Origin of the sequence: Arthrobacter ulcerisalmonis (assembly GCF_900609065.1) — a bacterium.
GTDB classification, from domain to species: domain Bacteria; phylum Actinomycetota; class Actinomycetes; order Actinomycetales; family Micrococcaceae; genus Arthrobacter; species Arthrobacter ulcerisalmonis.
Window position 1 is genome coordinate 1 of the sequence record NZ_UXAU01000022.1, and the last position, 14,457, is coordinate 14,457.

Here is a 14,457-nt window from a genome sequence, read left to right on the forward strand (position 1 = left end):
CACCCCACCCTCCCGGAGCACTTGCGGGCAGGCCGTGGTCGGGTCGACCTCGAAAGTAAGGTAGTGTTGTTCGAGCGACGCGGGGTGGAGCAGTTCGGTAGCTCGCTGGGCTCATAACCCAGAGGTCACAGGTTCAAATCCTGTCCCCGCAACTATGAAGGGTCGGAGTCACGCGGAAACGCAGTGATCCCGGCCCTTTTCTTTGCCCAGATATGGCTCCTCTCGAGCGCTTTGAACCGTACGACGGCGGCAAGCCGGCCGGAGTGACGGGGACCGGGACAGTTCTAGTAGTCTCTTTCGCAGGGCTCACGCGCGATGGGCCAGCCACTCGAGAGGAACATCGTTCGATGCCCACACCCACAAAGAAACCCAGGGCCGCAGCCCGAAAGCGGTCCTGGCTCTACTGGGGTGTCCCTGCCCTGCTGATCGCTTTGGTGCTTGTGGTGTTGGGAGCGCGCTGGTTAATGGGGACGCAGGCCGGCCAATCGTTCGTTGCCGACTACCCCGGTCATTCTGAACTGCCAGCGGGCGCACCGGTCGGCTTCCCGGCGTGGCTCGCCTGGCAGCACTTCCTCAACGGATTCTTCCTCTTGCTGATCATCCGCACGGGATGGCAGGTGCGGACCACCACCAAGCCCAGCGGTCATTGGACCCGGAATAACAAGGGCTTGATCAAAACCAAGAACGCGCCCACCAAGATCACGCTCGAGCTGTGGTTTCACCTCACTCTTGACGCGCTATGGATCCTGAACGGAATCGTCTTCGCCGTCCTGCTGTTCGCGACGGGCCAATGGATGCGGATCGTTCCTACCAGCTGGGACGTCATTCCCAACGCCCTGTCCGCTGCACTGCAGTACGCAGCCCTGAATTGGCCTACCGAGAACGGCTGGATCAACTACAACGCCCTGCAATTGCTGTCCTACTTCGTCACCGTATTCATCGCCGCGCCGCTCGCGTTCATCACTGGCCTGCGGATGTCATCGGCGTGGCCGCGCAAGGCTGCAACGCTCAACAAGGCGTACCCGATCGAACTCGCGCGCGCCGTCCACTTCCCGGTGATGATCTACTTCGTGGCGTTCGTCGTCGTTCACGTCTTCCTCGTTCTCGCTACGGGCGCACTGAGAAACCTGAACCACATGTACGCCACAACGGACGACGGCGGCTGGTTGGGCTTCTGGATCTTCCTCGGCTCCGTCGCCGTCATGGTGGCCGCATGGTTCCTTGCGCGGCCGCTCTTCCTGCGACCCATCGCGTCCCTGATGGGTAAAGTCAGCCGCTGATAGGGCCCCGGGGGTAAGCCCCCGGGGGGTTGCACCTAGGGGCGTAGGAGCTCCGGGAGGGTTAGCCAAACGGCCGCAGGAGCTCCGGGAGGGTTAGCCAAACGGCCGCAGGAGCCCCGGGAGGGCTGGGGCGGCAGACAAAAAGAAGGTCCGGACACATTGTGTCCGGACCTTCTGTCAGTTGCGGGGACAGGATTTGAACCTGTGACCTCTGGGTTATGAGCCCAGCGAGCTACCGAACTGCTCCACCCCGCGTCGCAAGATCTACTTTACCGGGAGGTGAACGCGGCACCAAATCGAGGGAGCGTGACGTCCGTCTCGCACAGCGGCGCCCGCCCCCAGAAGGGAGCGGGCGCCGTTGTCGTGCTTCGACGTACTGCTAGTTGCCGGCGGAGGCCGACGGCGATGCAGACGGGGTGGCGGATGCTTCCGGAGCCGGGGTGGCCTCCGGAGCGGCCGCCGGGATCTTACCTTCGGCGTCGATGGCCCGCTGCAGGGCTGCGGAGATGCGCTTCTGCGCCTCTCCGTAGGCTGCGAAGTCACCGGCAGCCAATGCCGCCTGGCCAGCCTGGATGGCGGCGTTGGCTTCGTCCAGGGCGGCCTTCAGGTTCGCCTTGACGTCCGCATCTCCCGGGACGGCAGGATCAACAGGGGTTTGCCCGTTGTTGTCCGAGTCGCCCGCGGCTGCACCCGAATCGCCACCGAAGAGTTGCTTCAGCGCTTCATCCAGGGTGGGCGCGAAGCCCACCTTGTCACCGAAGGCCACCAGCACGCGCTGCAGGGTGGGATAGGACGTCTCACCCGTGGACTTGAGGTAGACAGGCTGGACGTACAGGATGCCGCCACCCACAGGCAGGGTGAGCAGGTTACCGTTGAGCACTTCTGAAGCGCCCTGGCGGAGCAGGTTCAACGCCTGGGACACCGTGGGGTCGGAGTTGAACTTGTTTTGCGCCTGGCCGGGGCCAGGGACCTGGGTCTCCGGCGGAATCTGCAGCAGCCGCAGCTTGCCATAACCGTCTGCCTTCACGCCGGCTTGGTTGCCTGCGTCCGAGTCCGCCGCAAGGAAGCCGTACAGCACGTTCCTGGCGTTGTTGTTCACGATCTGCGGGATGAAGGATGAAGTCAGCTGGAAAGCCGGTGCGCTCTGGTCAGGCATCTGCAGCGACATGTAGAACGGAGGCTGCTTGACGCCGCTGTTGGACTGCACAGTGGGATCAACCGGAACGCTCCAGACATCCTTGGTCTGGTAGAACGTGGACGGGTCCGTCACGTGGTACTCACCAAGGAGCTGGCGCTGGACCTTGAACAGGTCCTCCGGGTAGCGGACGTGGCTCATGACATCCCCCGACATCTCCGAGTATGGCTTCAGCGACGTGGGGAACACCTTCTGCCAGGCCTTCAGCAGCGGGTCCTGGTCATCCCACGCGTACAGGGTCACCGAGCCGTCATAGGCATCAACGGTTGCCTTGACCGAGTTGCGGATGTAGTTCACGGTGCTGTTGGGCAAGGCTACTGCTCGGCCGGAGGTGGTCTGCGTATCTGCCGTGGCGTCCGAGAGCTGTTCCTGTTGCGAGTACGGGTAGTACTGGCTGGTGGTGTAACCGTCCACGATCCACTTGACCCGGCCATCAACCACTGCAGGATAGGCGTTGCCATCCACCGTCAGGTACGGGGCAACCTTCTCCACCCGCTTGCGCGGACTGCGGTCGTAAAGGATCTGCGACTCGGCATTCACACCATCGGACAGCAGGAGGTCAGAGGACTGGAACTTGATCGCATACAGGATCTTGTTCAGGAATCCGCCCACGTTGGGGCCACCGTTGCCGGTGAAGGTGTACTGCGCGTCGCCTTCGCCTTCGCGGCCCGAAGGCCGGTCCTGCTCACGCGCCGGAGCTCCATCCGGAGCACCCACAATCGAGTAGTCGGGTGAGGATTCGCCGAAGTAGATGCGTGGCTGGTACGTGGAATCGTTGCCCAACACGCCGTTGGACGGGATGCCTGACTGCAGGAATTCCGGCTTGCCGTCAACGGTGAATTTGTTGCCCTTGGCGGCCACCACGCCATACCCGTGGGTATAGACGATGTGCTGGTTCAGCCAGCCCTGCTGATTGCTGTTCACGTTCTGCGGATTGAGTTCGCGGACCGCGATCACGGTGTCCTGGATCTTGCCGTCCACCTCGTAGCGGTCAACGTTCAGGGCTTCCGGGAACTGGTAGTACGGCCGGTACTGCTCAAGCTGCGCAAACGCGTCTGAGATCAGGTTCGGGTCCAGGAGGCGGATGTTCGCGGTGGTCTGCGCATCCGGAGCCAACGCGCCCGTGCTGGCCGTGTTGGTGGCGTCGTAACGGTTGACCTGGATGGCGTCCAGGCCATAGGCGGCCCGCGTGTTGTCAATGTTGCGCTGGATGTACGGCTTTTCCAGCGTCTCTTCGGACGGACGGACCTGGAACTGCTGGATGACCCACGGGTACACGCCGCCCGCCAGGATGGAGGTGATGACCAGCATGGCGGTACCGATCAACGGCAACCGCCACCGGCCAATGATGGCCGCGACGATGAACAGGATCGCTACCAGGACGGCGGCGACGGCGAGGATGGCCTTGGTGGGGATGACGGCGTTGACGTCGGTGTACAGCGCACCGGCCCACCGTCCGCCATTGCTCTGCACCGAGGAGAACCTGTCAAGCCAGAAGTTGACGCCGAGCAGGATCAGGAAACCTGCGCCCGTGACCGCAATGTGGATCTGGGCGGCACGTGCCGTGTACACACCGCGTTCCAGCAGCCGGATGCTGCCGTAGAGGTAGTGGGTGAGGATCCCAGCGATGCCGGCGATGATGACCACGCTGATCATGAAGCCCACCACGAAGCCCAGGAAAGGCAGGACCATCAGGTAGAAGCTGATGTCCATGCCAAACTGCGGATCGGACGTACCGAACGGCACCTGGTTGAAGAACAGCAGCACTTTCTGCCATTGGCTGGCCGCGGCACTGCCGGCGAAGAGCGCGAAAAGAATAGGCAGGCCAATCATGACCACCCGGCGAACCGGCTCCAGCTGCGCCTGATACCGGTTGAGGTTGTCCCGAACGTCAGAATCGGGAGCGTAGACGGGCCGTGACCGGTAGGCGATCCGGATCGCGAAGAAGACAGCCGCGAACATGATGGCGAACCCGGCCAGGAAAATCACGATCCGGGCAATGTTTTCGGTCAGGAAGACTTCGACAAACCCCAGTTGCTGGTACCAGAGGACGTCAGTCCAGACATTGGCGAAGAAGATGAACCCCACCACAACAACGGCGACGACGATCAGTGTGGGCGTCAGCGCGCCGCGTCGTGAAGGGGGTTTACCTTGGGGCATGGTGCTGGCAGGACGGGACAAACTGGTACCTCATAGCTGGTTGGCTGATTTGGAGCGTGCATGCGAGTGACGTCAGGTCCCGGCCAAACCGCTGGATCAGTCCGTCATAATTGCCACGAGTGGCAGCAAAACTTAGTTCCTGTCGAGGACAGATGCGCCCAGTCTAGTTGTTGGTGCAGGTGGGCAGCGCGGACGTGTCCTTCCCGCTGCCGGCGAGTTCCACCGCAGCTCGTGCACCAGCGAGGTTTTCCACCTTGACCACTTGCAGGCCGTCCGGGACATGACCCACGACTTCGTCGCAATTCTCCGCAGGCGCCAGGAACAGCGTGGCACCTGCCTTTTGCGCGCCCACCATTTTCTGCCCGATCCCGCCGATGGGGCCCACCTGGCCGTCGGGGGTGATGGTGCCTGTGCCGGCAACGTGCACACCCCCGGTCAAGTCACCCGGGGTCACCGTGTCGATGATGCCGAGCGCAAACATCATCCCAGCGCTAGGCCCGCCCACTTTGTCGAGCGAAATCTGGACATCGAACGGGAACGTGAACAGGGCTTTTAGAACAACACCGAGGATGAAGCGGCCCTCTCCGTTGTCCTTGGGCGTCATGGTCTGGGTTAGTTGCTGACCGTCGCGTTCAACCACCACTTCCACTGGCGCCCCATTACCGGCGGCCAGGTCTGCCTGGATGACGGCCAGCGAGGTGATAGGTGTGCCGTTGATGGACACCAGGACATCGTCCGGTTCGATCCTGCCCTCGGCGGCCGCGCCGGGCGACAGGTCAACGGCCTGGAGTTTTTGCCCGTAGGGAATCTTCAACTCGTTCAGTGCCGACGCGATGGCGTTTTCCTGCGACGTGGTCATGGCCACGGAGCTCTGCTCCTGTGCTTCTTCCCGGGACGTGCCGGTGGGGTAGATCAGTTCCTCGGGATAGACCGATTTGGTTCGGTCCAGCCAGGACGAGAACGCGCCGAGAATGCTGACGGGCCCGTTGGGTCCGCCGTCGACGTACACGGTGGTGAGGTCCAAGTTCCCAGCAGCGGGATAGGTTTCGTGCCCGCTCACTTTGATGACCGGGTGCCCCTGGCTCTCCCCCAGCGTGTTGTAGGTGGGACCTGGGGATTCCACGACGTACGGCACCGGGATGGTGGCGACGGCAATTCCCAGGCCCAAAGCCGTCAGACCGGCAATCATCAGGGCCGAGGCTTTGCGGTCCCGTGGCGCACCGCCAGGAGCGGACGACGCCGACCTGCCGCCGTCGGACCCCCCGGCCGCGGCTGTGCTGGGCACCTCAGCCGTGGGCGTATCACCCGGGTCAGTGGCGCCGGAATTGATTTGTTCGGTGGCGCGGTCGTCTGCTGGGCGGCCGCCACTGGTTGTAGTCACCGGCAATACATTACGCGGTGACCCTGGGCGGCCAGCTCTTTGCCTACAGCGAACGACAGCCCGCTCCAGCAGACACCCGCGCAGCGCCGGGGTAGCGTGAAGGTTGATCAACAGTCACACCGACGATCGGCGGGATCATGACCTCCAACCCACTCAACCCATCCAACGGCGACGACACCCCCAAGGATCCGTTGGCCGAAATGCTGCAGAACCTCATGGGTGGCAAGGGGATGGAGAACTTCGACCCTGCAGAACTCGCCAAGGCTGCCGGCCTGCCGGACGACCCCAACCTGCTCGCGCAGATGTTTTCGCAGGTCCAGGCCATGATGAGCGCCCCGTCCGAGGGGCCCGTCAACTGGCAACTTGCGCACGAGAACGCCCGACGGGTGGCAGCCACCGGCGCCGACCCTTCCGTCACCTCACAGCAGTCCCGCGAGGTGGACGAGGCCCTGCGACTGGCTGAGCTGTGGCTGGACCCGGTCACGAGCCTGACCGCTACCGGCTTGATTGGCCGGGCCTGGTCCCGGGCCGAGTGGGTGGAAGCCACCCTGGGTACCTGGAAGCGGCTCACCGAGCCGGTGGCGAACAGCATCGCCAACGCCCTCTCAACGGCCATGACCGAACAGCTGCCGGAAGAGATGAAGTCCATGATGGGCGGCGCGTCCTCCATGCTGCAGAACATGGGCGGGGCGATCTTCGGTATGCAGCTGGGCCAGGCTATTGGCGCACTTTCCGCTGACGTCGTGAGCTCCACGGACATTGGCGTGCCGCTGGCCGATCTTGAGATGGCACTTCTGCCGGCCAATGTGTCCGCGTTCGGCGAGGGCCTGTCCCTTCCGGAAAACGACATCCGGCTGTTCCTTGCGGTCCGCGAGGCAGCCCACGCCCGGCTGTTCGTGCAGGTGCCGTGGCTTCGAGGCCACCTGCTCAGCGCCATCGAGGCTTACGCCCGTGGCATCCACATTGACACCTCGCGGATCGAAGAGTTGGCCCGGGACCTGGATCCCAGCAATCCCGAGGGCATCCAGGAGGCACTGTCGCAGGGCGTTTTCATGCCGCAACGGACTCCGGCGCAGGACCAAGCCCTGGAAAAGCTCGAGACTGCCCTGGCCTTGGTGGAGGGTTGGGTGGACGAACTAACAGCCGCCGCCACCGAGAAACTTCTCCCCTCCGCCTCCGCGCTCCGCGAAACGGTCCGCCGTCGCCGTGCTACCGGCGGCCCGGCCGAGCACGCGTTCGCGTCTCTGGTGGGCCTGGAGCTGCGCCCGCGCCGACTTCGTGACGCCGCCACCCTGTGGGCGAGCCTCACCGAGGAACGCGGCATCGAGGGTCGGGACGCCATTTGGCAGCACCCCGACCTGCTGCCCACGTCCGAGGACCTGGACGATCCGAAGGGGTTCAGCACTCGCCGGAAACTTGCCGAGGCCAGCGACAGTGAGGTGGACGACGCACTGCAAAAGCTCCTCAGTGGCGGCTTCGATGACGCCCCCGCGCCGGAGGCTGACGGAGCTCCTGAGGGAACCACGGAAGATACCACCGACGACGACGGCGAAGACCTCCCGCCCAAGGCGTAGGCACCATGGTGGTCAGTCGGCGTCGGCTGGCCACCCGGACGGCTCGCCGTTGACAGCGTCGCCGCCGGTTTCGTCCGACTGGCCGTTGCCCGGGGCTACTCCCCTGCCGGTGGCGTACGAAACCCCGGCGAGGAACGCCTGGGCCCGGGCCGTGTCCGGGTAGGCCTCCAAGAGGCGCCAAAACGCAGCGTTGTGGTTGGCTACCAGCAAGTGCGCGAGTTCGTGCAGGAGGACGTAGTCAATCACCCATTGCGGCATGGGCCGCAGCTTGTCAGAGAGCCTGATGGTTCCCTCTGCCGGGGTGGCAGAACCCCACCGCGAGTTCTGATTGCTGACCCAGCGCACCGACGTGGGGACAGCCCGGCCCCCGAAGTATTGTTCCGACAGTTCGGTGGCGTGGCCGGCCAGGGCCTCGTCCGATGCCGGGCGCCTGCGTCCAGCCGCTGCCCGCCGCTCCCCCTGGCGATGAAGCTTGGCCAGCATGCGCTGCACCCAGTCAGCTTCCTGGGCTGCGCTGAAGCGCGCGGGGATAGCCACCACCGCAGTTCCGTTTTCCCAGAACGCCGCTACCGTGCGGGTCCTACGGGCCGATCGGCGAACTTCCACCGGCGCGCCGTCAGCTGTCACTAACGGAACGCCCGCCCGCCGGACCGACGCCGCCATCAGAGCTCGGTGCTTTCCTTGAGGACGCGCAGGACATCGGCTCCGTAGCGTTCCAGCTTGGTGGGCCCCACGCCCGCCAGATTCGCCATCTCTTCCAGAGACTCTGGCCGGGCTTCGGCGATCGCGGTCAGGGTCGCATCGGTGAAAACCACGAACGCGGGGACGTCCGCAGTCAAGGCAATGTCGCGACGCCAGGAGCGCAATGCCTCGAACGTCTGTTCCTCATAGGTGGGAGGGCAGGCGTTGCAGCGGCCAATCTTCCGTTCCGCGCCAGTGGCAAGCATGCTACCGCAGACCCTGCAGGTGGCGGGAACGGCGGCTTTGCGGCGGGGCGCCGGCCCGCTGCCCCGAAGGGTGGAGCTGGCCACGGAGTTTGGCCGGAGCCCGTCCAGGAAGCGGGAAGGCTTTCGATTGGCTCTGCCACCAGGGGTGCGGGCCGTGGACCAGGACAGGAACAAGTGTTCGCGGGCCCGGGTGATCCCCACGTAGAGGAGCCTGCGTTCTTCATCCACGGATTCGGGCGAATCGGCAAACGAAATGGGCATCAGGCCCTCGCTGAGCCCCACCAGGAATACCGCATCCCATTCCAAGCCCTTGGCCGCGTGCAGGGACGCCAGCGTGACGCCTTCCACCGTGGGGGCGTGTTGGGCCAGGGAGCGTTCCTGCAGTTCGTTGACGAAGTCAGCCAAGCTGAATTGCGCACCACGAACGGACACCAGCTCATCCGCCAAGGCCACCAGGGCGGCCAACGACTCCCACCGTTCCCGCAGGGCGCCGCCGCTATGCGGGGCTGAATCGGTGTAGCCGAGGGAGGCCACAATGTCCCTGACCAGCTGGCCAAGGGCACCTTCGGTATCCTCCGAAGCGGCGCGGGTAGCGGCCCGAAGCTGCAGGATGGCATCCCGGACTTCCTTGCGGGCGAAGAACCGTTCGCCGCCCCGCAACTGGTAGCCGATACCCGCTGCCGCCAGGGCCTGCTCGTAGGCCTCGGACTGCCCGTTGGTGCGGAAAAGGATGGCCACCTGGCTGGCGGGCGTGCCGGCGTCGAGCAGTGCCTTGATCTTTTGGGCCACGGTGGCGGCTTCGGCTTCATCGTCAGAGCATTCGGTGAACTCGGGAATGGGACCGGAGTCCCGCTGCGCCACCAGCTTCAGCGGCGCGGCCCATGCCGCGTCCGCGACGGGACCGCCGCTGCGCCGGCCAGCCAAGAGGTCGTTGGCCAGCTTCACCACCTGCGGCGTTGAGCGGTAGTCGCGGATCAACTTGACCACGTTGGCTTCTGGATAGCGGGTCTTGAAGTCCAGTAGGTGCTTGGGCGAGGCGCCGGTGAAGGAGTAGATGGTCTGGCTCGCATCGCCCACCACGCAGAGTTCGTCGCGGCCACCCAGCCAGAGCTCGAGGAGCCGCTGTTGCAGCGGCGACACGTCCTGGTACTCGTCCACCACGAAGTGCCGGTACTGCTCGCGCACGGTGGCGGCGACCTTGGCGTCCTCCTGCAGGATGCCGACGGTGATGAGGAGGACGTCTTCGAAGTCGATGACGTTCCGGTCCGTTTTCACGTCTTCGTAGGACTGGAAAACACGGGCGACGGCGGTCAGGTCGAAGCCGCCCGGAGCTCCCCTATCCTGGGCGTTCTCCAGGTAGTTCGCCGGCGTCAGCATGGACACCTTTGCCCATTCGATCTCCGAGGCCAGATCGCGGATGGAGGCGCGGTCGGTGCTCAGCCGGAGCCGGCGGGCGGCTTCGGCCAGGGTCTGGGCCTTGTGGTCGAGCAGGTTCGGCAAGGTACCGCCCACGGCCTGCGGCCAGAAGAACTGCAATTGACGTAACGCGGCGGCGTGGAAAGTCCTGGCCTGGACGTTGCCCGCGCCGAGGTCTCGCAGCCTGCTGCGCATCTCTGCGGCCGCCCTGGCGGTGAACGTCACGGCAAGCAACCGTTGGGGTGAGTAGACCCCCGAATGCACCCCATAGGCGATACGGTGCGTGATGGCCCGGGTCTTGCCTGTACCGGCACCGGCCAAGACGCACAAGGGCCCCGTTAAGGTGCTGGCGACTTCCCGCTGTTCGTCGTCAAGGCCGCCCAGGACACGGTCCTCGAGGGAGGCGGCGTCGTCAAAATTCTCTATGCTCACGTCTGCTGCTTTGGGGGTTGTTGGTGTGGGGTGGGCTGCTGTTCTGCAGTCAGTGGTCGGTCAGGTCGGCGATGCGTCCGCCGTACCAGTGTTCAATCAGGGACCGGGCAATGGAAAGCCGGCCCGGAATGGTGATCTCGCCGGAGAGCACTGCTGCCTGGAGTTCGTCGCGACTGAACCAGCGCGCCCTGGTGACCTCAACGCCGTCGGGCCGGGCTTGAATGTCATCCGTGACGGCGGTGAAACCAAGCATCAGCGAAGCTGGGAACGGCCACGACTGGGAGCCGAGGTATTGGCACGACCTCACATGGACGCCCACCTCCTCCTGAATCTCGCGGACCACTGCCTGTTCCAGGGACTCGCCGGGCTCAACGAACCCAGCCAAGGTGGAGTGGTTGATGGCCCCCACCGGGCCGCCACCTCCCAGCAGGACCCGCCCGTCAGGCCCCACTACTGTGACGATAATGGCGGGATCAGTCCGGGGATAGTGCTCAGATGCGTCTTGTGGACAACGCCGCACCCAACCGCCAGCTTCAACGCCGGTGGGAGAGCCGCACTTGGGGCAATGGGTGTGCGTGGCGTGCCAATTGGTGATGGCGCTGGCTTCGACAAACAACGCGGTATCCGTCTGGTTGAGCTGGCCGGCGATCTCGCGGAAGCCGAGCCAACCTGCCTCTGCCGGGATGCCAGCGGTTCCCGGTGCCACGGCATCGGGAAGGATGAAGAGGAGCAGCTCTGTTCCCGTGGGCAGTTCGGCACCGGGAAGGGCCGAGCCAAGATAAACAACCAACTCCGGTTCAATGCTGGCCGCCACGAGGTCCCGCTGCAACTCCCGGGCTCCCGTCTTGAACAGGCTGCCGGCGACCACCAGACCTTGCCGCCCCGCGAGGACAATGGCCTGAGTCAGCGGCTGGGCCAACAGATCAGCCACCAAAGCCGGGTTGGCCCGAACCACTGACCCCCTGTCCACCAAGGCTGGGCGAACATCGAGGACGGTGTCCGACAAGTGGTTCGCCAGCTGCTGTGCCGGTACTCCTGGGCGGATCGGCGAAACAGGCTCAGCATTGCTCATAGGTCCACCGTACTGACTGGGGCTGACAAAGAACATTTCGGCTATCTCAAGACTCGCCGCCGTGGGACCGGCCAACGAGTGGGCTTGCAATCTACCGTGGGACGGTGAGAAGAAAACCGATTGAACTGGCAGCCGTTGCTACTGCGGCGGTCCCTGGGCTCACGCCCACGGCCGTGAGCTCCGCGCCGGACGACCCAGCGGACTTCGACTCTGCCCTGTTACTGGACTCCGAAGGCAAGCGCTGGCGGGTTCGCTCTCCCCAACATGCCGAGGCGAGCACCCGGCTGGAAACCGAATTCCTGGTGCTCCGTGCCTTCGCGCCCGCCATCCGTGCCGAGCTGCCCTTCCTCATGCCCACGGTGGCTGGCAGTGTCCGGCTGGGGACGCTGACCACGTTCGTCTACTCCCACCTGGCAGGCAGCAACCAGAGCATTGAGGATCTCACCGTCGGCTCGGACGGGCTAGCCAAGGAGATCGGCGCTGCCTTGGCGGCCATCCACGACCTCCCGCGCGCGCTGGTCAGCAACGCGGACCTGCCCAGCTACACCCCCAACGAGTTCAGGCAGCGGCGCCTGAACGAGCTGGACCAGGCCGCCACCACCGGCAAGATTCCTGCCGCCCTGCTCCGCCGCTGGGAACACGCCATGGAGGATGTCTCCCTGTGGCGCTTCAACCCGTGCGTGGTCCATGGCGACCTCCACGAAGACAACCTTCTGGTCGAGGGCTCGCGCGTCACCGCCGTCACAGGCTGGACGGACTTGCGCATTGGCGATCCCGCCGACGACTTCGCCTGGCTGGTCGCCTCCAATGAACAGCACTTCGTGGAAACCGTGTTGGCCGGCTACACCGCCGGCCGCCGCGACACTCCCGACCAGCACCTGCTGCGCCGAGCTGCCCTGTCCGCAGAGTTTGCGTTGGCCCAGTACCTGGTCAAGGGTCTGGCCGCATCTGATGACGCCATGGTGGCCGAGGCGGAATCCATGCTCGAATCCCTGGCCAGTGACATTGCCCAGTACGGTGGGCAGCCCATCAGCGTGGAGCCGCTGCCAGGCGCTGGCACCCCCGAAACGGCTGCGGACCACGCGGGTGGTTCGGGCGCGCCGGGCACCGCAGCCGGGACGGACGACGGCGGCACCCCACCAGGTGCGTCGGCCGCGGCTGGTGCATCCGCCGTCGTCGCGCCCGTGACCATCACGCCCGTTCCGGCTGAAACGGCGGCACCGGAGCACGCCAGTGCACCCGCGCCTGCTGCACCTTCGCCTGCCACTCATCAAGAGTCGAGTGGGGCTGCGGGGTCCACACCGGCAGCCGCAGTCACCGTCACACCCATCCCGTCCGACGTCGATTCAGCCGGACCTGAAGATACGTCCACTGCCGCCATCTCCGTGGTGGAGCCCAAACAGCCTTAGGTCCGAACCTCGGCACCTTAGCAAACGTGGCCACCTCCGCAGTCGCGGATCTGGCCAAGCCGGGTGCCAAGGAGACGACGCAGGGCCGCGCCAGTAGGAGAACCTACGGGTACGGCCCTGAGCCTTATCTTGGGTTTCGTGGACCCATGGTGGTGCGTATCAGGTGTACCAGCTGGGTTCCGGGACCTGGTTGAGCAGCACGAACTCTCCGACTTCGCGCTTTTTGTAGGCGATGGGATCGTGAAGGCTGTGGGTGCGGAGGTTGCGCCAGAAGATGTCGAGGCCAACGGTGCTTGCGGAAGCGCGGGCGCCCGTGAGTTCGTAGACCTTCGTGGCAATCTCCAGGCCATCGTCAACGATGCGGAACTTTCCTGCAGCAATGCGCACCGCGATCTCTCCGCGGCGGCGCTCGGTGAGTTCCTCGCGGGGAGCGTGAAGCACGTCGCTGATCTCCGCGCCAGCAGCGTCAAGAAGTGCTTCATCGGCCCATAGTTTGGATTGCAGCTCGCCGTAACCCTCGAGGAGGTACCACTCTTCGCTGGCGTGCTGCTTGTTGTCGCCGCCGTACGGCCACGGGCGTGTTGTGGTGCGGGTGTAGGCGGAGGCGGTCTCGAGGGCGCCCTGCGCGATGCCGAGGTAGAAGTTCGCGAAGACGAGCTGGATCGCTGGGACGTTCAGGGTGTTGTAGACCAGCGGTTGGAACTGCTTTTTGACGAATCCCGCGGCCGCGGCCCAAGGGACGCGAACGTCACGGATCTCGACCGAGCCGGATTCGGTGAGACGCTGGCCGAGGCTGTCCCAATCGTCGGCAAAAATGATGCCATCTTGAGCAGTGGGAACGATAGCGAAGATATGGGTTTGTGTCCCCTCCAGGACACCTTCAAGCACGGTGAGGTCAGAGATCTGCCCGCCGGTCGAGAACGACTTGTGCCCTGAGTAGACGAGATCCTCGCCTTCTTCACGGATGGTGAGGTCCGAATCGCGTGGGTTGACGGCGCCCCCGAAGACGTACCTGTTGCTGGTGTAGAGCTCCTCGACGGCGGCAATCTGATCGTCAGTTGCGACAAGACGAGCTGCCCATGCCCAGAGGTAGTGGTAGCCGAGCACCTGACCGATCGAACCATCGCCGCGGGCTACGGCGCGGATAACTTTGTACGCAGTATCCCAACTCTCGCCCGCCCCGCCATGTTCGCGGGGTCCGAGCAGCGTCACCAGACCGGAGTCCTTGAGGAGCTGAACCTCTGCGTGAGGAGTCGCGTTCGCGCGATCGCGTTCCACGGCGTCGACTGCCAGGATGTCGGCGACTTCCTGCGCCCGCGCGACCCACCCACTGCTGCTTTGCGGAACATCTACGTCCCGCCATCGATCTGCGAGACCTGTCGCTATGGAATCCGTGACTGTCATGTTCGTTCCTTCCGATGGGTTGTGGTGGTGCTGACTGCGCGATACCGGCGGCTGGCGGCGCCGCGGAGGTTTCATCAGGGCGCCGCGGGACGCAGTTCCTGCTCGCCTGCACGGCATGGGCTTTGCGCTGTTTGCTCGCGAGATTTCAAGAGCAAACAGCGGTTGTTCCACCCGGATATGCACCGAC

Annotated in this window: 9 protein-coding genes and 2 tRNA genes; 4 read left to right on the forward strand and 7 right to left on the reverse strand. The window is 64.7% G+C overall.

What is annotated here, in order from left to right:
* The first annotated feature begins 78 nt into the window (after positions 1-78).
* Together PSET11_RS07760 and PSET11_RS07765 are read left to right on the forward strand one after the other, a co-directional pair.
* Positions 79-152: transfer RNA gene (locus PSET11_RS07760), tRNA-Met, on the forward strand.
* A 195-nt stretch (positions 153-347) separates the two neighbouring features.
* On the forward strand, positions 348-1,280 hold the full coding sequence (locus PSET11_RS07765; protein ID WP_124091540.1) for a cytochrome b/b6 domain-containing protein: 933 nt from the start codon (positions 348-350) through the stop codon (positions 1,278-1,280).
* Positions 1,281-1,461: 181 nt separating this feature from the next.
* Here the strand turns inward: PSET11_RS07765 and PSET11_RS07770 are convergent.
* The 3 genes from PSET11_RS07770 to PSET11_RS07780 form a co-directional block, all read right to left on the reverse strand.
* Positions 1,462-1,535 (reverse strand) — tRNA-Met (locus PSET11_RS07770).
* Positions 1,536-1,659: 124 nt separating this feature from the next.
* Positions 1,660-4,635, reverse strand: a complete 2,976-nt coding sequence (locus PSET11_RS07775; RefSeq protein WP_124091541.1) for a UPF0182 family membrane protein — start codon at positions 4,633-4,635, stop codon at positions 1,660-1,662.
* Positions 4,636-4,798: 163 nt separating this feature from the next.
* Complete coding sequence (locus tag PSET11_RS07780) at positions 4,799-5,824, reverse strand: YlbL family protein (RefSeq protein ID WP_124091556.1); 1,026 nt, start codon at positions 5,822-5,824, stop codon at positions 4,799-4,801.
* A 329-nt stretch (positions 5,825-6,153) separates the two neighbouring features.
* On the opposite strand from PSET11_RS07780, the gene PSET11_RS07785 reads away from it, so the two are divergent.
* Positions 6,154-7,590 (forward strand): zinc-dependent metalloprotease, encoded by a 1,437-nt coding sequence (locus PSET11_RS07785; protein WP_124091542.1) that lies wholly within the window; start codon positions 6,154-6,156, stop codon positions 7,588-7,590.
* Between the two features lie 12 nt (positions 7,591-7,602).
* Here the strand turns inward: PSET11_RS07785 and PSET11_RS07790 are convergent, their stop codons facing one another.
* From PSET11_RS07790 to nudC, 3 genes are read right to left on the reverse strand one after another with little or no spacing between them, the layout of a single operon-like run.
* Entirely contained in the window at positions 7,603-8,253 is a 651-nt protein-coding gene (locus PSET11_RS07790) for a M48 family metallopeptidase (protein WP_124091543.1), read from the reverse strand.
* Entirely contained in the window at positions 8,253-10,385 is a 2,133-nt protein-coding gene (locus PSET11_RS07795) for an ATP-dependent DNA helicase UvrD2 (protein WP_124091544.1), read from the reverse strand. The genes PSET11_RS07790 and PSET11_RS07795 overlap by 1 nt, the downstream gene beginning before the upstream one ends.
* Before the next feature lie 49 nt (positions 10,386-10,434).
* Positions 10,435-11,457, reverse strand: a complete 1,023-nt coding sequence (nudC, locus tag PSET11_RS07800; protein WP_124091545.1) for an NAD(+) diphosphatase — start codon at positions 11,455-11,457, stop codon at positions 10,435-10,437.
* Positions 11,458-11,561: 104 nt separating this feature from the next.
* On the opposite strand from nudC, the gene PSET11_RS07805 reads away from it, so the two are divergent.
* Positions 11,562-12,866: a macrolide 2'-phosphotransferase gene (locus PSET11_RS07805; protein ID WP_124091546.1), complete on the forward strand. Its 1,305-nt coding sequence runs from the start codon at positions 11,562-11,564 to the stop codon at positions 12,864-12,866.
* A 159-nt stretch (positions 12,867-13,025) separates the two neighbouring features.
* On the opposite strand, the gene PSET11_RS07810 is transcribed toward PSET11_RS07805, so the two are convergent.
* Positions 13,026-14,270, reverse strand: a complete 1,245-nt coding sequence (locus PSET11_RS07810; protein WP_124091547.1) for an acyl-CoA dehydrogenase family protein — start codon at positions 14,268-14,270, stop codon at positions 13,026-13,028.
* Between the last annotated feature and the right edge of the window lie 187 nt (positions 14,271-14,457).